Origin of the sequence: Pseudomonas sp. R1-18 (assembly GCF_051132095.1) — a bacterium.
Classification (GTDB): Bacteria; Pseudomonadota; Gammaproteobacteria; order Pseudomonadales; family Pseudomonadaceae; genus Aquipseudomonas.
Genome location: NZ_CP071658.1, coordinates 3,028,383 through 3,046,702, shown reverse-complemented (window position 1 = coordinate 3,046,702; position 18,320 = coordinate 3,028,383). Strand labels below are relative to the sequence as shown.

Here is an 18,320-nt window from a genome sequence, read left to right as displayed (position 1 = left end):
GACCCTGAACCATGGACCTGTTTAGCCGTGAACCGATAGCTCAGCCGCTGGCCGCACGCTTGCGTGCGACCAACCTGGACGAGTATGTCGGTCAGGAGCACGTGCTCGCTCACGGTAAACCTTTGCGTGAAGCACTGGAGCAGGGCGCGTTGCATTCCATGATCTTCTGGGGGCCGCCCGGCGTCGGCAAGACGACTCTGGCCAGATTGCTGGCCAAGGTTTCCGACGCGCATTTCGAGACGGTTTCAGCGGTCCTCGCCGGCGTCAAAGAGATCCGTCAGGCGGTGGAAATCGCCAAGCAACAGGCCGGGCAATACGGCCGACGCACTATCCTGTTCGTCGACGAAGTGCATCGTTTCAACAAGTCGCAGCAGGATGCGTTCCTGCCCTATGTCGAAGATGGCACGCTGATTTTCATCGGCGCCACCACCGAGAATCCGTCGTTCGAACTCAACAACGCCTTGCTCTCCAGGGCGCGCGTCTACGTGCTCAAGAGCCTGGACGAAGCGGCCCTGCGCAAGCTGGTGCAGCGCGCGTTGACCGAGGACCGCGGATTGGGTCAGCGCCATCTGACGCTGAGCGACGAGGGCTTTGCGATTCTCATGTCCGCCGCCGACGGTGATGGCCGACGGATGCTCAATCTGCTCGAAAACGCTTCCGACCTTGCCGAGGACGGCAGCGAGATCGACGTCCAGCTGCTGCAAAGCCTGCTGGGCGATACACGCCGTCGCTTCGACAAGGGTGGCGAAGCCTTCTACGACCAGATATCCGCGCTGCACAAATCGATTCGCGGCTCCAGCCCCGATGCCGCGTTGTACTGGTTCGCGCGCATGATCGATGGCGGCTGCGACCCGCTTTACCTGGCGCGTCGTGTGGTGCGCATGGCCAGCGAAGACATCGGCAACGCTGACCCGCGCGCCTTGCCCCTGTGCATGTCGGCGTGGGATGTGCAGGAGCGGCTGGGCAGTCCCGAAGGTGAGCTGGCGGTGGCCCAGGCCATCGTCTATCTGGCCTGCGCGCCCAAGAGCAACGCCGTTTATACCGCGTTCAAGGCCGCCATGCGCGAGGCCGGCGAGCACGGCTCGCTGGAGGTGCCGCTGCATCTGCGCAATGCGCCGACCAAACTGATGAAACAGCTGGGCTACGGCGAAGAATATCGTTATGCCCATGACGAGCCGGACGCCTATGCGGCGGGCGAAGACTACTTTCCCGAAGAACTGGAACCGCGCCAGTATTATCAGCCTGTGCCGCGAGGCCTGGAGCTGAAGATCGGTGAAAAGCTCAAACACCTGTCCGCGCTGGACCAGGCCAGCCCCAGAAAGCGGAGAAAGTAGTGATTCAAACCATTCTTGCGGTGTCGGTTGCCGGTATCGCTGGTACATTATTGCGCTTTGCAGCCGGCAACTGGGTCAGCGCCAACTGGCCGCGGCACTTCTACACCGCGACACTGGCGGTCAACATCGTCGGTTGCCTGATAATCGGTGCGCTGTATGGACTGTTCCTCATGCGCCCGGAAGTGCCCGTCGAAATTCGCGCCGGCCTGATCGTCGGCTTTGTAGGCGGTCTGACGACCTTTTCATCCTTTTCACTGGACACGTTGCGCCTGCTGGAAAGCGGGCAGGTGCCGCTGGCACTCGGTTATGCCGGCATCAGCGTGTTCGGCGGGCTGCTCGCCACCTGGGTTGGCCTGTCCCTGACCAGACTTTGATAGACGAGAGAACGATATGCTCGATTCCAAACTGTTACGTACGAACATTCAGGACGTAGCGGACCGCCTGGCTTCCCGAGGCTACACGCTGGACGTGGCCCGCATCGAATCGCTGGAGGCCCAGCGCAAGGTCGTGCAGACCCGCACCGAGCAATTGCAGGCCGAGCGTAACGCCCGCTCAAAATCCATCGGCCAGGCCAAGCAGCGCGGCGAAGATATCGCGCCGTTGATGGCGGACGTCGAGCGCATGGGCTCCGAGCTTACCGACGGCAAGGCCGAACTGGACAGCATCCAGGCCGAGCTGGACGCCATGTTGCTGACCATCCCCAACCTGCCGCACGAATCGGTGCCGGTTGGCGCTGACGAAGACGGCAACGTCGAGGTGCGCAGCTGGGGTACTCCGACCGAGTTCGATTTCGAGGTCAAGGACCACGTCGCGCTGGGCGAGAAGTTCGGCTGGCTCGACTTCGAGACCGCCGCGAAACTGTCCGGCGCGCGCTTCGCACTGCTGCGCGGCCCTATCGCCCGGCTGCATCGCGCACTCGCGCAGTTCATGATCAACCTGCACATCAACGAGCACGGTTACGAAGAAGCCTACACACCGTATCTGGTTCAGGCGCCTGCGCTGCAGGGCACCGGTCAGCTGCCGAAGTTCGAGGAAGACCTGTTCAAGATCTCCCGCGAAGGCGAAGCCGATCTGTACCTGATCCCGACTGCCGAGGTATCGCTGACCAATATCGTCGCCGGTCAGATTCTCGACGCGAAGGAACTGCCCCTCAAGTTCGTCGCACATACGCCTTGCTTCCGCAGTGAAGCGGGTGCTTCCGGGCGCGATACCCGCGGCATGATCCGCCAGCACCAGTTCGACAAGGTCGAGATGGTCAAGGTCGTGGCGCCGGATCAGTCCATGGACGAGCTGGAATCGCTCACCGCCAACGCCGAGCGCGTCCTGCAGCTGCTGGAGCTGCCGTACCGTACGCTGGCGCTGTGCACCGGCGACATGGGCTTCAGCGCGGTCAAGACTTATGACCTGGAAGTATGGGTGCCGAGTCAGGGCAAATACCGCGAGATTTCGTCCTGCTCCAACTGCGGTGATTTCCAGGCGCGCCGCATGCAGGCACGCTGGCGCAATCCGGAAACCGGCAAGCCGGAACTGGTGCACACTCTGAACGGTTCGGGTCTGGCAGTCGGGCGTACGCTGGTGGCCGTGCTGGAAAACTATCAGCAGGCCGACGGTTCGATTCGCGTGCCTGAGGTGCTGAAGCCCTACATGAGCGGCCTTGAGGTCATCGGCTAAATGGAATTTCTGCCGCTGTTCCATAACCTGCGTGGCAGCCAAGTGCTGGTGGTCGGCGGCGGCGAAATTGCCCTGCGTAAATCCCGCCTGATCGCCGATGCCGGTGCGCTGTTGCGGGTCGTGGCGCCGCAGATCGAATCGCAGCTGCGCGACCTCGTGGAGCAAAGTGGCGGCGAGCTGATCCTGCGGGGTTACGAGGAACGCGACCTGGACAACTGCGTGCTGATCATCGCTGCCACGGATGACGAGCCACTCAACGCCCAGGTTTCCCGCGACGCGCGGGCCCGTGGCGTGCCGGTCAACGTGGTCGACGCGCCAGCGCTGTGCTCTGTGATCTTTCCGGCCATCGTCGACCGCTCACCCTTGGTGATCGCAGTATCCAGCGGCGGCGATGCGCCGGTGCTGGCACGTCTGATCCGCGCGAAGCTGGAAACCTGGATTCCGTCCACGTATGGCCAGCTTGCCGGCCTTGCAGCGCGTTTCCGTCATCAGGTAAAAGGCCTGTTTCCGGACGTTCAGCAGCGTCGGGCGTTCTGGGAGGACGTGTTTCAAGGGCCGATTGCCGATCGCCAGCTGGCCGGGCAAGGGGCCGAGGCGCAGCGGCTGCTGGAAGCGAAGATCGCCGGCGACGCGCCCAAGGCGCCGGGCGAGGTTTACCTCGTCGGTGCCGGGCCGGGCGATCCCGATCTGCTGACCTTTCGCGCTCTGCGCTTGATGCAACAGGCCGATGTGGTGCTCTACGACCGCCTGGTGGCACCGGCGATACTCGACCTGTGCCGGCGCGACGCCGAGCGAATTTATGTCGGCAAGCGTCGCGCCGAGCATGCGGTGCCCCAGGATCAGATCAACCAGCAACTGGTTGAACTGGCGCAGCAGGGCAAGCGAGTCGTACGGCTCAAAGGTGGCGATCCGTTCATCTTCGGGCGCGGAGGCGAGGAAATCGAAGAGCTGGCAGCCCACGGCATCCCGTTTCAGGTGGTGCCGGGCATCACGGCTGCCAGCGGGTGCGCTGCTTACGCCGGGATACCGCTGACCCATCGCGATTATGCTCAGTCGGTGCGTTTCATTACGGGGCACTTGAAGGACGGGACCACGGATCTGCCATGGTCCGACCTGGTGGCGCCCGCGCAGACTCTGGTGTTCTACATGGGGTTGGTCGGGTTGCCGGTGATCTGTGAGGAACTGATCAGGCACGGTCGGGCAGCGGAAACGCCCGCCGCACTGGTGCAGCAGGGCACGACGTCGAATCAGCGGGTCTTCACCGGTACGCTGGCGGACCTTCCGCAGTTGGTTGCCGAGCATGAAGTTCATGCGCCGACGCTGGTGATCATCGGCGAAGTGGTCCAGTTGCGCGAAAAACTGGCCTGGTTCGAAGGCGCCCAAGGCACCTTGTGATCACGGACACTGGATAGCCCGTTCGGGCTATCCAGCCAATCTGCTTATAAGACGCTTCATTCCTGCCGCTGCATGATTCCTTTACCCGCCAGACGCTCGCGATCATGGGCAGCGCTGAAGTTCAGCGCCGGTCCCTTGGGTACGATCCCTGTCGGATTGATGGTGCGATGGCTGCCGTAGTAATGCCCCTTGATGTGCTGGAAATCGACCGTCTCGGCAATACCCGGCCATTGATACAGCTCGCGCAACCAGTTGCTCAGGTTCGGATAGTCGGCAATGCGCCGCTGGTTGCATTTGAAGTGGCTGTAATAGACCGCATCGAAGCGCACGATGGTGGTGAACAGGCGTATATCGGCCTCGGTCAGATGCTGGCCAGCAAGATACCGATGCTCGGCGAGCCGTTGCTCCAGCGTCTCCAATTCAGCGAAAAGGCCGTCATAGGCTTCTTCATAAGCACCCTGAGAAGTGGCAAAGCCTGCCCGGTATACGCCGTTATTCACGCTTGGATAGATTTCATCATTGAGCGCATTGATCTGCGTTTGCAGCTCCGTCGGATAGAGGTCCAGACGGTTGCCGGTGAGTTCGTCGAACGCCGAGTTGAACATGCGGATGATCTCGGCAGATTCGTTGCTCACGATGCGCCGCAGCTTCTTGTCCCACAGTAGCGGCACGGTGACGCGTCCGGTGTATTGAGGATCGTCAGTCGTATAGCGCTGATGAAGAAACTGGTGCCCATCAAGCGCGTCGCCGCTGGAGCCTTTGTCCTCATCGAAAGTCCAGCCGTTCTCCAGCATCAACCAGCTGACAACTGAAACGTCGATCAACTGCTCCAGGCCTTTGAGCTTGCGCACAATCAGTGTCCGGTGCGCCCACGGGCAGGCCAGAGAGACGTAAAGATGATAGCGTCCGGCTTCCGCCTTGAAACCGCCTTCGCCGGTCGGACCCGGCTCGCCGTCGGCAGTTATCCAGTTGCGACGTTGGGCGTTTTCTCGCTGGAAGGCGCCGTCTTTGCTGCTTTCGTACCACTGGTCACGCCAGTGTCCTTCGACCAGGAGGCCCATTTTTTCTGACTCCAATCATCAAGTAGTAAATCTTGGAGGCCAGTCTAAATGGATTGGTTCGAACGAAAAGAGCAAAGATTCGCCTGCTTCCATCGATAATGTTGATCAGTCAGAGGTTGATGTTGCGTGCTTTCCAGAATTGTTCAGCCTGTTCAAACGCTTCTGCACGGGCAACGCCGAGCCCACGCAACGCCAGCGCAATCGTCGAAATCAGCGCCAGCTGCGGATAGCTGTCCTCCAGTTCGCCGCGCCATAGTGCCACCAGTTGCTGCGGATCCAGGCTCGCTGGCTTGACGTGCCGCCTTGGAGACAGGGCGGGCCACTCCTCATCCCAGGCCTGGCCTGCGGTGGTGCCGTACAAGTGGCTGATGGTGTCCGGATTGATCTCGATTTCTCCGCCGTCGCCTTTGACGACGATAACGTTGTCGCCGAGCAGGCGGCTCGCCTCGCGGTGCACGCTCTGATAACCGGGATGAAAGATGCTTTGCAGGCCGCAGCGTGCCGAGAGCGGGTTGAGGATTCTCGCCAGCGAATGGATAGGCGAGCGCAGCCCGAGCGTGTTGCGCAGATCGATCATGCGCTGTAGACGTGGTGCCCAGTCAGCCAGCGGGGCGAAGGCCAGACCCTGCTCCCGGAGCGCAACGTCGACCGCCTGCCAGTCGCGGCACAACGGAATGTTCAACAGGCCAAGCAACTGTTCGCTGTAGAGACGCCCGGCTGTATGCGCACCGCCGCCATGCATCAGCACCTTCACACCGTTCTGGCCAAGGCACTTGGCTGCCAGCAGGTACCACGGCAAATGACGCTTTTTGCCAGCATACGTCGGCCAGTCGATGTCGACCTGAAGCGGCGGGGCGCTCAAACGCTCACGCAACGCTTCGGTGAAGCCGGCCAGTTCCTCTGCGCTTTCTTCCTTATGCCGCAACAGCATGAGAAAAGCGCCGAGCTGAGTGTCTTCAACCTTGCCATCCAGCAACATACCCATGGCGCTGCGCGCTTCTTCCCGCGTGAGGTTGCGGGCGCCACGTTTGCCTTTGCCCAGAATGCGGACGAACTCTGCAAACGGGTGCTCGGCAGGGGTTTCGGTAACCAGTGGAGCGTAATCGTTCATATGCAATTGGTCGGCTTGGGCAGGCCCGCCAGCTTGGCGGCAAGTTTGGCGGGAGTGCCATTGAACAGGCGGTTGAGGTGCATGCTGTTGCCTTTGTCCGCGCCCAGCTTCAACGCGGTGTATTTGATCAGCGGCCGGGTCGCCGGCGAAAGCTGAAATTCAGCATAGAAGTCACGCAACAGGTGCAGGATTTCGACATGCTCGCCGCTCAGGGCGATACCTTCCTGATCCGCGAGCGCATGCGCCACTTCGAGTGACCAGTCACCAAGGTCCGCAAGAAAGCCGTCCTTGTCGAGAGCGATGGTGCGGTCTGCAACGATAAGTTGTTTCATAGCCAGCTGTTGACCCGGTCAAAGCGAACGGACAGCGCCACGAATCCGGGGTAGTCCACGGCTGTAACGCCGGTCGGAGTCTGGATATTGCGTGCGCTCATGTCTTCTTCCAGCACAAACAACCGGTCGCTGCCGAGCCGCTCTTGCAGCGTCTGCCAGGGCGAACTGCTGGGCGAAAGGGCGTAAACCGCGTCACCGCTGAGCAGCAGGCCGTCGGCCGGGCCAAGCATTCGCAGGCAGCTGGTCAGGCGCGTGTCGGCGAAAGGGGAATGAGAAAGTACGTGTAGAGTAGCCATCAGATCGTGATCACCTGGTCATAGCGTTCCAGAAGCGCCGACAGCTCGGCCCCGTCGTCCAGTCGATTGACTTCGCTGCCAAGGTCCATGCCGGCGAGCCCTCGTTCGGCAAGGCTTTGCGAACAGACATACAGGTCTTCGACGCCGAACATCTCCAGCGCCTTGAGATTGGCGGTCAGATCTTTCTGTTCCAGCGCAGCGGCCGCCTGCCGGGGTGCGAGCTGGAAGACACCATCATCGAGAAACAGCATGCCGATGGGCAGATCGAAGGCCCCGCCTGCCAGCACAATGTCCAGCGCTTCGCGCGCGCCGGGCCCGGACCACGGCGATTGGCGGCTGAGGATCAGTAAGGATTTGGGCATATCAAGGCCCTCCGAAGCAGATCAGTCGGTCAGCGTTCTGGACCGCATCATGCAGTTGTCCCAGGCCGGACAGCTCCCACGGGGCGGACAGGTTGGCCGCCGAGCGCTGGTAGCGCTCCGCTTCCTGAGTGTCCAGCACGCCCCGGCGCAGGGCGGCAGCGATGCATACCACGCCATCGAGTTGATGTTCGATAACGAAGTCCCGCCATTGGCGCGGCAGGTCCGGTTCATCTTGCGGCGTCACGACGTTGGCCGAAGCGCTGTGCACGCCGTCCTGATAAAAGAACAGGCGCACGATCTCGTGGCCCGCTGCCAGCGTGGCCTTTGCGAAGAGCAGGGCGCGTCTGGAGGAAGGCGCATGGGCCGGGGAAAACACGGAAATGGCGAATTTCATCGGTGGCTCGGTCGGCGAATCATGCCCAATGATAAAGAATTCATTCCTCACGGACAGCAAAAAGCCCGCATAAGCGGGCTTTTTGTTGAAGCGTAGCGATGATCAGTCGTCGCGGCTCATGATGCCAAAGATCTGCAACAGGCTGACGAACAGGTTGTAGATCGACACATACAGGCTGACGGTCGCCACGATGTAGTTGCGCTCGCCGCCGTGAATGATCGCACTGGTCTGAAACAGGATGCAGACCGAGGAGAACAGCACGAAGCCCGCGCTGATAGCCAGTTGCAGGCCGCTGATCTGGAAGAACAGGCTGGCCAGCACGGCGCCCAGCAGTACGAAGAAGCCCGCGGTGATGAAACCACCCAGGAAACTCATGTCCTTGCGGGTGATCAGCACATAGGCCGACAGGCCACCGAAAACCAGTGCGGTCATGGCGAACGCAGAGCTGACAACTTCAGCGCCGCCGGCCATGCCCAGGTAACGGTTGAGGATCGGGCCGAGCAGGAAGCCCATGAAGCCGGTCAGTGCGAAGGTCGAAACCAGGCCCCAGACCGAATCACGCAGCTTGTTGGTGAGGAAGAACAGACCGTAGAAGCCGATCAGCACGACGAAGATGTTCGGGTACCCGACGCGCATCTGCTGGGCAACGAACGCCATCACACCGCTGAAGGCGAGGGTCAGGGCCAGAAGGCCGTAGGTGTTGCGCAGGACACGACTAACCTCTAGCTGGTCGGCCTGCATGCCTGTTTTAAGGGCGTAATCCTGTTCGCGCATGGCGAAACTCCTTACTGTTGAAATGTTGAGTTGCAAAGATCATAACAGAGGCGCTGCGACGGGCCACCTGGAGAGTTTGACAGCGTGTTTCATTCCGGTATTATGGCGCCCGCAACGCAGTGGAGGTATGGTCTCATCCTCGACGCGAACTGCGCGCCTCACACGAGATGCATCGGGAAATTGGCAGAGTGGTTGAATGCACCGGTCTTGAAAACCGGCGAACGTTAATAGCGTTCCCAGGGTTCGAATCCCTGGTTTCCCGCCAAACACATGAAATCAGGGCTTAGAGCGATCTAGGCCCTTTTTTGTGACAGCTATTTGTCATCCACCCGCACGCGCTCCTGCGAGACCTCGATCAATCTTGGCTTTCTTAGAAGAAGTACCTGACTGACGCGCCCAGGGTCGTGGATGGCTGCGGAACAATGACCAGTCCGCTGCTTGTGCCATAGGCTACTTCAGTGCCATAGCGGTGGGGCTGAAAAGTGCCGTAGACGCTGAACTGGTACGCGTCGTAGTCGTAGGACGCGCGAAGGTCATACCGGGTGTAGACCGGCATTTCTTTTCTTCCGCTGCCGACGTAATAGGGAATGCCAGCGAGGTGGTAGGCGTCGGCATTGAGCGTCAGCTGGCCATCCATGAACGAGTCGCGATGTTGAACGCCCGCCTTGTAGGTGTGCTCGGGCACTGCCAACCGGTCGCCGGTGCCGGAAGGGGGATTGTCGATCACCGCATCAATGATCCTGCCATAGCTGGCGTATGTGCTGATCGTGGCTGTGGCCTGGTAATTAAAACTGGTTTCTACACCCTTGCGAGTCGTGTCGCTGACCTGTTCAAAGACGCCTGGTGATGTCTGCAGCGTCTCGCTGTCGTTCTGGATGTAGTAGAACTCGGTGGTGCTGGACAGGCGCTCGGTCGGGCGCACAGTGAAACCGATGTCATACGACGTGACCTTGCTCGGGCGGACGCTACTGTTGATGCGGCCGCCAGTCTCGCTCAGTGGCAGCGCGCCGCTGTTTCCGGAACTGATGTATTCCGCAGCTGGCGAACGGAAGCCCTGAGCGGCATTGGTGAACAGTTCGAACTGCGCAGCCGGCGCCCACACCAGGCCCAGCTTCGGTGTGGTCACCGAACTGTGGTAGCCCGTGTCAGCATTGCGGAACTTCAGGTTCTCAATGTCGTAATCAAAGCGGTCGTACCGAATGCCCGCCAGCAGCTTCAACGAATCGACTGGCTTGTACTGGCCCTGAGCGAAGACGCCGTAGGTCACCAGATCCATATCAAAGTCAAAGTAGTAGTTCTGCGTGGGTTCGAAGTTGCGGTACTGCTGACGGAAAGCGTCGCCCTTGTCGCGCCGTACATCAGCGCCGACCATCAATGCCGCCGAATCTTCGTATACGAAGTTGTAGGCAAGGCGGCCTCCATAGATGTCACGATCATCCTTGCCGTAATTGTGGGTATTGGTGCCGTTCGAGATGGCGCGCACGCGCCTGAAATCTTCGAAGTAGGAGGTGTAGTACAGGCCTTCTTCGCCCTCTGCGGGTGTCCGATTGAACACGTAGGTGTTCCGGTTGGCATTGCCAAAGCCATACAAATTATCTGTATCGCGGCGGCTGATCGTGCCGGCCTTGAGAGCGGGAAGGTTCAGGTAGCCGTCGTTCTTGAAATCCGACTCGTAATGGCTGAACCGGGCCGAGTATTTTGCATCACCGATCACCTTCGAGAGCTTCCAGAAGTAGTTGTCGCGGTTGGTCTCGGCGGCTTTGCGATAGCCGTTGGTCTTGTATGTATCTGCTATGAACAGGGACTCAAGGCCATCCTGTTCACCACCCAGTACCAGGTTCGCACGTTGGCCATCGAAGCTGGCGATATCCATGCCGATGCTTGAAGCCACATCCCCCCCGTCAAGAGTCTCGATGTTTACCGAGCCTGCGCGGTTCTGGTCGCCATACAGCGCTGATATGGGGCCCTTGATGACGTCGACACGCTTGATCATCTGCGGCGTCAGCCATTCCATGAAAACCGGACCGTGGCCGGCACCGCCCTGGCTGGACGGGATGTTCTGCGGTACGCCGTCGACGTAGACAGCGACATCAGCGCCGTGAGTGCCATTGGTGGTGAAACCGCGCATACGGAAGCCATTACCGGTGTCGCCCTGGTCGATGTTGTTAGCCACGACGCCCGGCACACGGCGATAGATGTTGGAAATGTCACGGTCGACGTTGAGAGTGCGGATGTCTTCTTGTGTGATCGTGGATACCGCAGCTGGCAGGCTTTCCGGTGCACTGCTTACCTTGCTCCGTGTGAGTGGCTTGACAGGCCCGGAGTTGTTTCCTTCACCGACAACTTCAATTGCATCCAGCTCAGTGGCGCTTTCTGTCCCTGCTTGCTCTGCCGCAACCGATGCGCACGAGAACATGCCGGCCAGCGCTGCGCTGGTAAAAACTCCGACCCTGGCGGGACGTGCAGATCTGTACATGGAGCCGTCTTCCTTAAACGTTATGAAGTAACATTTTACCATCATAACGTTATATTGTATCGACGGCTGGCTTCTGGTGAACGCCAATCGAAGGCGTGACGACTTTTTCGAACCTTCGCTTACTGAAACGCATCAGAACATGCAGAACGGTCGTGAAATGGTGTCATGTGAAATACGTGACGCTCCCGAAGAGGCTTCAGAGTGGGGCCAGGCTACGGGAGGCCAGATGCGGCCAGATAGCCAGCCAGGAACTAGCCATGCATCAAGAAAGCTTTGTGGACCAAGTCATCGTAATCGGCACTTCCAGAGGCGGACTGGCGGCGCTGCGGGAGCTGCTCGCTCAGTTCCCGACTGATTTGTGCGCCGCGGTCTTCATAACGATGCATATAGGTGACCAGCCAAGCCTGCTACCAACCCTTCTGGCGAAAACGACCTCCCTGGACGTCAGTTTTGCCTCATGTGGTGAAAAAATAGAGAAAGGTCGCGTTTATGTTGCGCCACCCGACAGACATCTGCTGATCCAGCGCGGCTCAATGCGACTTATCCGGAGCGCTAAAGAAAACCATGCGCGTCCGGCGATTGACCCCATGTTTCGATCCGCCGCAATCAGCTACGGGGACAGAGCGACTGGAGTCGTCCTGACAGGTGAGCTTGATGATGGTGTCGTTGGCCTTCAAGCCATTAAGGCTTACGGAGGTCTGGCATTCGTCCAGGATCCGGAGACTGCCGAAGCGCCCTCGATGCCGGCAAGCGCTCTTCGTCATGTTGAGGTAGACGTTTGTCTGCCAATCAATGAACTGAGCGATGCTCTGACGCAAACCATTCAACAGCGGGCAGCCAGAAATCCCCCACCCTTGGAGGAGAGACGTATCGAGCCGTACGCTACTGAAAACGATCTTACTCATGATGCTGGTTCAGGCGGAGCATATGTCTTGGACGCGATAGGCAAGGTCTCAGGCATGTCTTGTCCGGAATGTGGAGGCGCGTTGTGGGAGCTGGGGGTCAAACCGCCGCGCTTTCGTTGCCATACGGGGCACAGCTATACCGCTGCAGCATTGTTCGATGCCCAGGACGATACGGTTGAGGAAGCTCTATGGGTAGCGATTCGAGCGCTGCACGAAAAGCAGTTGCTGCTGGGGCGGCTGATTCAAAGTAGCAAAGATGCCGGACGCAATAGCGCATTACGGGAGTATGAAGCCGCGAGCGAGGGGCTGGAGAGCCAGCAGGGTATTCTTCGAGCGTTGCTGACGAAGCTTCGCCCTGTCTGATCTGGTTGCTGGAATGGGGGTAACCGCGAAACGATCCTGGTTCTCAATCCTGGCTGTCAGTCCTGGCTCTGAATACGCGGCTTCCCCAGGTATTAATGCACCTTCTGATGCGCAGCCTTACCAGCTTTCGGGTCAATTGAATTGAGTATCAGCGTTGCCCGAAGCCATGATCGCTGTGCTTCTGCTCGAATGCTCTGAGATGCGCGTTTTACAGACGCAAACTCTGCCCAGACATCAGGGCCAGCCGTGGTTGTCCTCAGTAAGAGTGCAGCTCGTTCGTCCAGCTTGTCTGCTTCGACAAATAGGTGATTGCTTAGAGTGGCAGCCTCTTCCCACGTCACACCAGCGAAAAGTCGAAATTTGTCGTTCAGCATCGTGAGCTCCGTCTTGCGATCCTGGTGCCTTCCGAGGTCACCGATATCATGGTTTTCCATGAATGGATCAGTTTCAGTCTAAAGACGACAGCTCGCGCATAGCGACATCTCGGCGGAGGGGGATTTTGCACTGAACGGGAACGGTTTCAACCGCCTTGGCGATAGGCGGTTGTCAACCACTGCCAAGGGCTACCTTGATCGACGGGCGGGCGCATCGAAAGTGGTTGGCGGGCGACTGTGGACTGTTTCAGGAGGTGCACAGACGGCAGGGCTGGCTGATTCCGCCAATCCGGCACGACGGTTCTAGCGCTAGATGGCACTATCGGTATGTGCGCACGGAGCGTTTCTTGCCAAGCCATCATATGCATCTAACATCCGATTGCACCATGCCATGACTGGGTCGGCCTCTTCCAGCAAGCGGTTAGAGCTGACAACGCGCGCCCATTGAAATGCGGCGAAGGCGATATGGTCTGCATAAGCGGGCGCGGCTCCGGTTAAATACTCTTGAGCTGCGAGCGTGCTACGCAGCGGTCCGATCACATTTAAGAATTTTTCCACGTATACATCGTGCTGAGCCCGCAATTCTTCCAGGGAAAGGCCAAACGCCGCCTCCCGCGTTCGCTTGAAGTAAGGCTTATCCTTCTCATGCAGAACCGCAAAAACATCGGGCAGAATCACGCGCGCCAGGGCTGGATGCACCACTTCCGTCACCCATCGATCAATGAAGCGCGTCAGAGCCACTACCGAGGCGTCCCCCATCAGCGACGGGCGCTCCGGATAATGCTCATCCAGGTACTCCGCAATAGTCCAACTGTCTGCAACACACTGCCCATTATCAACCAGAACGGGCACCTTCCCTTGGCCTGAAAAGGCGATCGTCTCCTTCTCACTGAAACGCCACGGTATGGTTTCAAACGCAAGTCCCTTGTGCGCCAAGGCAAGACGCACGCGCCAGCAATATGGGCTGAAACGCCAGCTGTCGTCAGCACCAGCCAAATCATATAGTCGCAGTTGAGTAATCACTGAGAGGTCTCCCCTCGCTGGCCAAACAGTAGTCCGCGAGATGCGTCAGACACGACCGGTTTCTGGTTGATCTCTGTGGCACGCGCGTAAGCACGTTGTACGGCTGGGCGAGCCTGCACTGTTTTGAACCAGCGGTGCAGATGGGGAAAGTCCTCCAGGTTCTGCTGCTGGTTCTCATGCGGGACGATCCAGGGATAGCAGGCAATGTCGGCAATCGAATATGCTCCCGCTATGAACTCACGATCGCCCAGCCGCCGATTCAGAACACCATATAGCCGGTGTGTTTCATTGATGTAACGCTCCATGGCGTAGGGAATACGCTCCGGAGCGTATTGGACGAAGTGGTGGTTTTGCCCGGCCATAGGGCCAAGCCCTCCCATCTGCCAATGCGCCCACTGAATAGCTTCGAATCGACCGTAAAGATCGTCGGGTAAAAATTTCCCGGTTTTTTCCGCCAGATATTGAAGAATGGCGCCAGACTCGAAAATGCTGATTGGTTGTTCGCCGCCAGTCGGCGAAGTGTCGATGATTGCAGGAATACGATTATTCGGCGAAATCGCCAGGAAATCTGGTTTGAACTGCTCGCCAGCACTGATGTTGACCGGAATAATTCTGTACTCGATCTCCGCTTCTTCAAGGAAGATAGTGATCTTGTGCCCGTTTGGTGTAGTCCAGTAGTAGAGTTCAATCATGATATGCCCCAAGGGTTTTTAGTTTTCATTTTACGGTGCAAGGGATGACTCGCTTGACCAGTTGGCCTATCGACATACCTTGAACCAGGATGGAAAACACCACCACCAGGTAGGTTAGGGAAACCACCACGTCGCGAGCCTCGCCTGGGGGCAGCGAAAGAGCCAGCGCCACTGATATGCCGCCACGCAGTCCGCCCCAGGTCAGTACACTCCAAGCACCTTCAGGCAGCCGGAAGCGCTTACCCAGGATTGCGATGGGAAGCCCCACCGTAAGCAGTCGCGACACCAATGTCAGCACTATCACCATCAAGCCGGTGATGATCAGCGGGTTGGAGAAGTTGATCAAAACGACCTCCAGCCCGATCAGTACGAACAACACTGCGTTCAGGATTTCGTCAATCAGCTCCCAGAACATATCTAAATTCTTCTCTGTCTGTGGGGACATTGCGTAGGAGCGCCCCTGGTTACCCACAATCAGCCCCATCACCACCATCGCCAATGGCCCAGACACATGTAAATGAGCTGCCAGGGCATATCCACCCAGCACAGCAGCGAGGGTGATGAGGACTTCCTCTTGGTAGCTATCGATGCTCTTGAGCATCCGGTAAGTGATATACCCAACGATTGCACCCAAAAAAGCGCCGCCGCCGGCTTCCTCCAGCAAGAGTTGCGAAGCGCCGGTAACCGAGGGAGCTTCGCCGCTGGCGATCATGGCCAGGATGAGCGAGAACAGCACGACGGCCACGCCGTCGTTGAACAACGACTCTCCTGATATGACCAGTTCAACGTTACCGGGTGCTCCAGCTGATTTCAGGATGCCCATTACGGCGATTGGGTCGGTAGGCGAGATCAGTGCGCCGAAAACCAGGCAGTAGGAAAGCGGGAGTTCCAGATTCGTCCAAGACAACAACTGCCAGAGCCCAAAGCCTATGAAAAGTGTAGATAAGGTAGTCCCTATCACCGCCAGGGAGGCAACCTGCCATCGATAGGCGCGCAGTTGTGACAGATCAACATGCAAGGCGCCAGCAAACAGCAGCAGCGACAGCATGCCCTGCATTAACAACTCAGAAAAATCTATGGATTCAACCAGCGATTGCTCAAGCGTATGCAAGGCGTGAAAGCCTAAAGCATCGGATAACATATTCAGCAACGACAAGCCCAACGCAATACCCATCACCCCTATGGCGGAGGGCAGGCCTACGAAGCGTCGATTGAGGAAGGCGAGCACCGCGGTGATACACAGGAATATCGCAATAATGTCTAGCATTGGCAGCAAGCTCCATGCGAAAGGGCGAGCGCTCTGAGCGGGGATCGCTGCTACCGAGTGGGCGGCGTCTACCGATTTGGAAAACAAAGCGCTGCGCCGGTGTAATCCAGGTGGTAGAGCCTAGCGGATGACCTTGGGTTCCCTGCTATTTCAAACCAGACCACGCACTGCCTTGGGGCTTACTTCAGCGCTAGCTAGTGCTGATTTCTTGATCTTCGACTGAGTGAGCCCAGGCGCGACGGCGGCGGCCAACCCACAGAGGTCGGGATGGCTTGCTTCAGCTCATGCAACGACTTCATCTGCTGTACGGTAAAGGGTGGCGACACAGCCGCGCTGATATAGGCGGTACATTAATAGCCGCGGGCGCGAATGATCGCCCGCCATGATTCGCCTATAAGGGAATCCGGTTACGTAGGCCGGGAGGCTTCCGGGAATTCAGTAGCTTGGCTGTGCTGGAGCTGTAACATTGATTATTGGATAGGGCACTCAAAACTGCCGGTAACGTGCCGCGTGATCGCAAACGCTAACTCCGCCTCGCTGCCAACCACTGACACTGGGCCATCATAAGCGATAGCGTTGGTTGGCATGCTATTGGTAGATTTTGTGGGAGACCTCACCACCATGGTGGTGCCACCGGCCTTATGTATCGCCGCCAGGCCACGTGAGCCGTCATCCAGCGAGCCAGAAAGGACGACTCCGATCGTTTGAGACCCTCCGCAGTCCGCGACCGATTGAAAGAGCAGATCAACTGTGCGATTGCCGTGAAGGCGATCAGGATCCCCAGTGAGAAATGCAAACCGACGCTCCAGCAAAGTCAGGTGAACGCTGGGCTCTCCGATATAAGCGGTGCCCGGAGCTAACCTGTCACCTTGGGATGCGATCACAACGGGCATGGCAGAACGCCTGGAAAGCACTTCTCGCAGCTGGCTAGGTTCACTCCAGGGCCGATGCAACACGATCATGACAATCGCATCAAGATCTGCAGGCAAAGCCGACATCAGAGAGCATATGTTTTCCAGCCCGGCGTCACCGGAAGCGCCAACAGCGACTATCCATCCTTTTTCCATTGTCATCGCCACGTTAAGAATCAGGACGGAGCATAACCCCATCTGGTCGGACTCTGTTGATCGTCTGGTATTGCAAAGCTGACCGCACGGTACGGCGCAGGGCGCTGCCCTGTAAGTCGTTTGCTGCGCTGGCAGGACAAACTTTATGACCGCCCCCCCGCTGGGAAATAGGCGTCCATTTAGTAAAGACCGTTATGCATTCAGACCATCATCCCGAGGAGGGCTGGACGCTGTAGCGAGCGCGAGAAGTGTCACAGCTGCCGCCTTCCAGGTGGGTATGAGAAGCGCCACTCAGTTCAGCAGGGACTATGCGCGTTTACTCGGCCTTCTTCCTGCCCGAGATGCAGCGAGAATTCTTCCTGAGACGCGGCTCGGCTAGAAGACGTCGCCAAGACGAAACAAAGATCAACTTCGAGGACTCGAACGCCCACCATGGGTAGGTACGCTCTTTGCTTGCTGTCAAAGGCTGGAGAAACAGGCGGCGGTAAGGCGAGTCAAGGTGCGATAGTCGAGAGGCAACGCACGGGAGGGCATACACTCCAGTTAGAGCTGTTCAGGAGCCTGAGAAACATTTCGCAATACTCTTGATTTATCCAAGGGCTCCTGTTTACAGCGCAGACCGCCCTTACCGACGAACGGAGCTTAAGCCCATAGAAGCAGCGGCGACACATGGACATCTATTGAGAGGTATTTCATTTATGTTGCTGCGAAAACTCAACCTAGGCCCGCGCTCCGCGCTGTGCTTTGGATTCTTCTGCCTGATGATCATTGCGCTCGGACTGATCGCTCTCAAGCAGGCTTCAAGTCTGAAAGACTCTGAGAAATTTGTCGAAACTAACGTGGTGCCGAGCATATCGCTGTTGGGCGTTATCGACAGAGACTTCGTGAGCATTCGTGGCAGCAACGCGAGGCTGCGCAATCCTGTTGAGCCAGCAGAACGCAAGGCTCAAGCTCTGCGCGACGCACAAAACGCCAGAGCGAATGTCCAGGCATCAATGGCGAAACTGGAGCCCCTGATGTTTACCCCGATTGGTATCAAGCAGTTTGGTGAGCTGTCGCAGACCTACGCTAGCTATCAGCGAGTGCAGGATGAGTATCTGGCGCTAATAGCATCCGGAGATGTGGATCGAGCTGTAAAGCTTTCTAACGAGGCCATGAAACAGTCCGCTGACGAGATGGAAAGCGGCATAAAGAACCTGATTGAGGTAAATAATAACAAGGCTAAGAAGGCGGGCGAGGACGCCTCCCTCTCCTACGAGCAGGCCAAGTTGACCATCGGTGGTTTTATCGTGTTCAGCACGTTAGCTTCGATTGCTTGTGCGCTGATGTACACCCGCAGCATCACACGGCCCGTCAGTCAGTCGCTGGCCATAGCTGAACGCATTGCTAAAAACGACCTCACTGAAGTCATTGAGGTGCAAGG

The 18,320-nt window shown here is 58.3% G+C and carries 18 protein-coding genes, 1 tRNA gene and 2 pseudogenes; 8 read left to right on the top strand and 13 right to left on the bottom strand.

Annotation, left to right across the window (positions count from 1 at the left end; all coding sequences use genetic code 11):
• Window positions 1-11: 11 nt before the first annotated feature.
• The 4 genes from J3P77_RS14005 to cysG are packed head-to-tail and all read left to right on the top strand — an operon-like array spanning window position 12 to window position 4,400.
• Window positions 12-1,334, top strand: a complete 1,323-nt coding sequence (locus tag J3P77_RS14005) for a replication-associated recombination protein A (protein WP_434677212.1) — start codon at window positions 12-14, stop codon at window positions 1,332-1,334.
• Window positions 1,334-1,708: a fluoride efflux transporter CrcB gene (crcB, locus tag J3P77_RS14000; protein ID WP_434677211.1), complete on the top strand. Its 375-nt coding sequence runs from the start codon at window positions 1,334-1,336 to the stop codon at window positions 1,706-1,708. The genes J3P77_RS14005 and crcB overlap by 1 nt, the downstream gene beginning before the upstream one ends.
• Window positions 1,709-1,724: 16 nt before the next feature.
• Window positions 1,725-3,005, top strand: a complete 1,281-nt coding sequence (gene serS / locus J3P77_RS13995) for a serine--tRNA ligase (RefSeq protein ID WP_434677210.1) — start codon at window positions 1,725-1,727, stop codon at window positions 3,003-3,005.
• On the top strand, window positions 3,006-4,400 hold the full coding sequence (gene cysG, locus J3P77_RS13990; protein WP_434677209.1) for a siroheme synthase CysG: 1,395 nt from the start codon (window positions 3,006-3,008) through the stop codon (window positions 4,398-4,400).
• 56 nt (window positions 4,401-4,456) lie between these two features.
• On the opposite strand, the gene J3P77_RS13985 is transcribed toward cysG, so the two are convergent.
• The 7 genes from J3P77_RS13985 to J3P77_RS13955 form a co-directional block, all read right to left on the bottom strand.
• A complete protein-coding gene (locus tag J3P77_RS13985; protein WP_434677208.1) occupies window positions 4,457-5,461 on the bottom strand; it encodes a glutathione S-transferase family protein in 1,005 nt (334 codons plus the stop codon).
• A 109-nt stretch (window positions 5,462-5,570) separates the two neighbouring features.
• Entirely contained in the window at window positions 5,571-6,572 is a 1,002-nt protein-coding gene (locus tag J3P77_RS13980; RefSeq protein WP_434677207.1) for a glycosyl transferase family protein, read from the bottom strand.
• Window positions 6,569-6,904: a TusE/DsrC/DsvC family sulfur relay protein gene (locus J3P77_RS13975; RefSeq protein ID WP_434677206.1), complete on the bottom strand. Its 336-nt coding sequence runs from the start codon at window positions 6,902-6,904 to the stop codon at window positions 6,569-6,571. Before J3P77_RS13975 ends, J3P77_RS13980 begins: the two co-directional genes overlap by 4 nt.
• Window positions 6,901-7,200, bottom strand: a complete 300-nt coding sequence (tusB, locus tag J3P77_RS13970) for a sulfurtransferase complex subunit TusB (protein ID WP_434677205.1) — start codon at window positions 7,198-7,200, stop codon at window positions 6,901-6,903. Before tusB ends, J3P77_RS13975 begins: the two co-directional genes overlap by 4 nt.
• Complete coding sequence (gene tusC, locus J3P77_RS13965) at window positions 7,200-7,562, bottom strand: sulfurtransferase complex subunit TusC (RefSeq protein ID WP_434677204.1); 363 nt, start codon at window positions 7,560-7,562, stop codon at window positions 7,200-7,202. Before tusC ends, tusB begins: the two co-directional genes overlap by 1 nt.
• 1 nt (window position 7,563) lies before the next feature.
• The gene (gene tusD / locus J3P77_RS13960; RefSeq protein ID WP_434677203.1) at window positions 7,564-7,956 is read right to left on the bottom strand and encodes a sulfurtransferase complex subunit TusD; all 393 of its coding nucleotides are present in this window, start codon (window positions 7,954-7,956) and stop codon (window positions 7,564-7,566) included.
• A gap of 102 nt (window positions 7,957-8,058) precedes the next feature.
• Window positions 8,059-8,730 carry a Bax inhibitor-1/YccA family protein gene (locus J3P77_RS13955; protein WP_434677202.1) on the bottom strand — a complete coding sequence of 224 codons (672 nt, stop codon included), beginning with the start codon at window positions 8,728-8,730 and terminating at the stop codon, window positions 8,059-8,061.
• Window positions 8,731-8,904: 174 nt separating this feature from the next.
• Here J3P77_RS13955 and J3P77_RS13950 point away from each other — a divergent pair.
• Window positions 8,905-8,995 (top strand) — tRNA-Ser (locus J3P77_RS13950).
• A gap of 105 nt (window positions 8,996-9,100) precedes the next feature.
• Here J3P77_RS13950 and J3P77_RS13945 read toward each other — a convergent pair.
• Window positions 9,101-11,206 carry a TonB-dependent receptor gene (locus J3P77_RS13945; protein ID WP_434677201.1) on the bottom strand — a complete coding sequence of 702 codons (2,106 nt, stop codon included), beginning with the start codon at window positions 11,204-11,206 and terminating at the stop codon, window positions 9,101-9,103.
• Window positions 11,207-11,463: 257 nt separating this feature from the next.
• On the opposite strand from J3P77_RS13945, the gene J3P77_RS13940 reads away from it, so the two are divergent.
• Window positions 11,464-12,474: a chemotaxis protein CheB gene (locus J3P77_RS13940; RefSeq protein ID WP_434677200.1), complete on the top strand. Its 1,011-nt coding sequence runs from the start codon at window positions 11,464-11,466 to the stop codon at window positions 12,472-12,474.
• Window positions 12,475-12,566: 92 nt separating this feature from the next.
• Here J3P77_RS13940 and J3P77_RS13935 read toward each other — a convergent pair whose 3' ends face one another.
• From J3P77_RS13935 to J3P77_RS13915, 5 genes are all read right to left on the bottom strand, one after another.
• Window positions 12,567-12,848, bottom strand: coding sequence for a hypothetical protein (locus J3P77_RS13935; protein WP_434677199.1), 282 nt, complete (start codon window positions 12,846-12,848; stop codon window positions 12,567-12,569).
• Between the two features lie 309 nt (window positions 12,849-13,157).
• Window positions 13,158-13,871, bottom strand: a complete 714-nt coding sequence (locus J3P77_RS13930; RefSeq protein ID WP_434677198.1) for a glutathione S-transferase family protein — start codon at window positions 13,869-13,871, stop codon at window positions 13,158-13,160.
• A complete protein-coding gene (locus tag J3P77_RS13925; RefSeq protein ID WP_434677197.1) occupies window positions 13,868-14,563 on the bottom strand; it encodes a glutathione S-transferase N-terminal domain-containing protein in 696 nt (231 codons plus the stop codon). The genes J3P77_RS13930 and J3P77_RS13925 overlap by 4 nt, the downstream gene beginning before the upstream one ends.
• 25 nt (window positions 14,564-14,588) lie before the next feature.
• Window positions 14,589-15,830, bottom strand: a complete 1,242-nt coding sequence (locus tag J3P77_RS13920) for a cation:proton antiporter (protein WP_434677196.1) — start codon at window positions 15,828-15,830, stop codon at window positions 14,589-14,591.
• Window positions 15,831-16,300: 470 nt separating this feature from the next.
• On the bottom strand, window positions 16,301-16,897 hold the full coding sequence (locus J3P77_RS13915) for a chemotaxis protein CheB (protein ID WP_434677195.1): 597 nt from the start codon (window positions 16,895-16,897) through the stop codon (window positions 16,301-16,303).
• A gap of 232 nt (window positions 16,898-17,129) precedes the next feature.
• Here J3P77_RS13915 and J3P77_RS13910 point away from each other — a divergent pair.
• Window positions 17,130-17,276, top strand: a pseudogene (locus J3P77_RS13910) (AraC family transcriptional regulator); the annotation flags it as partial.
• 319 nt (window positions 17,277-17,595) lie between these two features.
• Window positions 17,596-18,318: pseudogene (locus J3P77_RS13905) on the top strand (MCP four helix bundle domain-containing protein); the annotation flags it as partial.
• Window positions 18,319-18,320: the final 2 nt, after the last annotated feature.

Bases quoted from the DNA above. Each gene is read 5' to 3' on its own strand.
- serS (WP_434677210.1), top strand. From the start codon at position 1,725: ATGCTCGATTCCAAACTGTTACGTACGAACATTCAGGACGTAGCGGAC.
- J3P77_RS13985 (WP_434677208.1), bottom strand. From the start codon at position 5,461: ATGGGCCTCCTGGTCGAAGGACACTGGCGTGACCAGTGGTACGAAAGC.
- J3P77_RS14005 (WP_434677212.1), top strand. From the start codon at position 12: ATGGACCTGTTTAGCCGTGAACCGATAGCTCAGCCGCTGGCCGCACGC.
- J3P77_RS13940 (WP_434677200.1), top strand. From the start codon at position 11,464: ATGCATCAAGAAAGCTTTGTGGACCAAGTCATCGTAATCGGCACTTCC.
- J3P77_RS13925 (WP_434677197.1), bottom strand. From the start codon at position 14,563: ATGATTGAACTCTACTACTGGACTACACCAAACGGGCACAAGATCACT.
- J3P77_RS13915 (WP_434677195.1), bottom strand. From the start codon at position 16,897: ATGGAAAAAGGATGGATAGTCGCTGTTGGCGCTTCCGGTGACGCCGGG.
- J3P77_RS13935 (WP_434677199.1), bottom strand. From the start codon at position 12,848: ATGCTGAACGACAAATTTCGACTTTTCGCTGGTGTGACGTGGGAAGAG.
- J3P77_RS13920 (WP_434677196.1), bottom strand. From the start codon at position 15,830: ATGCTAGACATTATTGCGATATTCCTGTGTATCACCGCGGTGCTCGCC.
- cysG (WP_434677209.1), top strand. From the start codon at position 3,006: ATGGAATTTCTGCCGCTGTTCCATAACCTGCGTGGCAGCCAAGTGCTG.
- J3P77_RS13955 (WP_434677202.1), bottom strand. From the start codon at position 8,730: ATGCGCGAACAGGATTACGCCCTTAAAACAGGCATGCAGGCCGACCAG.
- tusB (WP_434677205.1), bottom strand. From the start codon at position 7,200: ATGGCTACTCTACACGTACTTTCTCATTCCCCTTTCGCCGACACGCGC.
- tusD (WP_434677203.1), bottom strand. From the start codon at position 7,956: ATGAAATTCGCCATTTCCGTGTTTTCCCCGGCCCATGCGCCTTCCTCC.
- J3P77_RS13975 (WP_434677206.1), bottom strand. From the start codon at position 6,904: ATGAAACAACTTATCGTTGCAGACCGCACCATCGCTCTCGACAAGGAC.
- J3P77_RS13980 (WP_434677207.1), bottom strand. From the start codon at position 6,572: ATGAACGATTACGCTCCACTGGTTACCGAAACCCCTGCCGAGCACCCG.
- tusC (WP_434677204.1), bottom strand. From the start codon at position 7,562: ATGCCCAAATCCTTACTGATCCTCAGCCGCCAATCGCCGTGGTCCGGG.
- J3P77_RS13945 (WP_434677201.1), bottom strand. From the start codon at position 11,206: ATGTACAGATCTGCACGTCCCGCCAGGGTCGGAGTTTTTACCAGCGCA.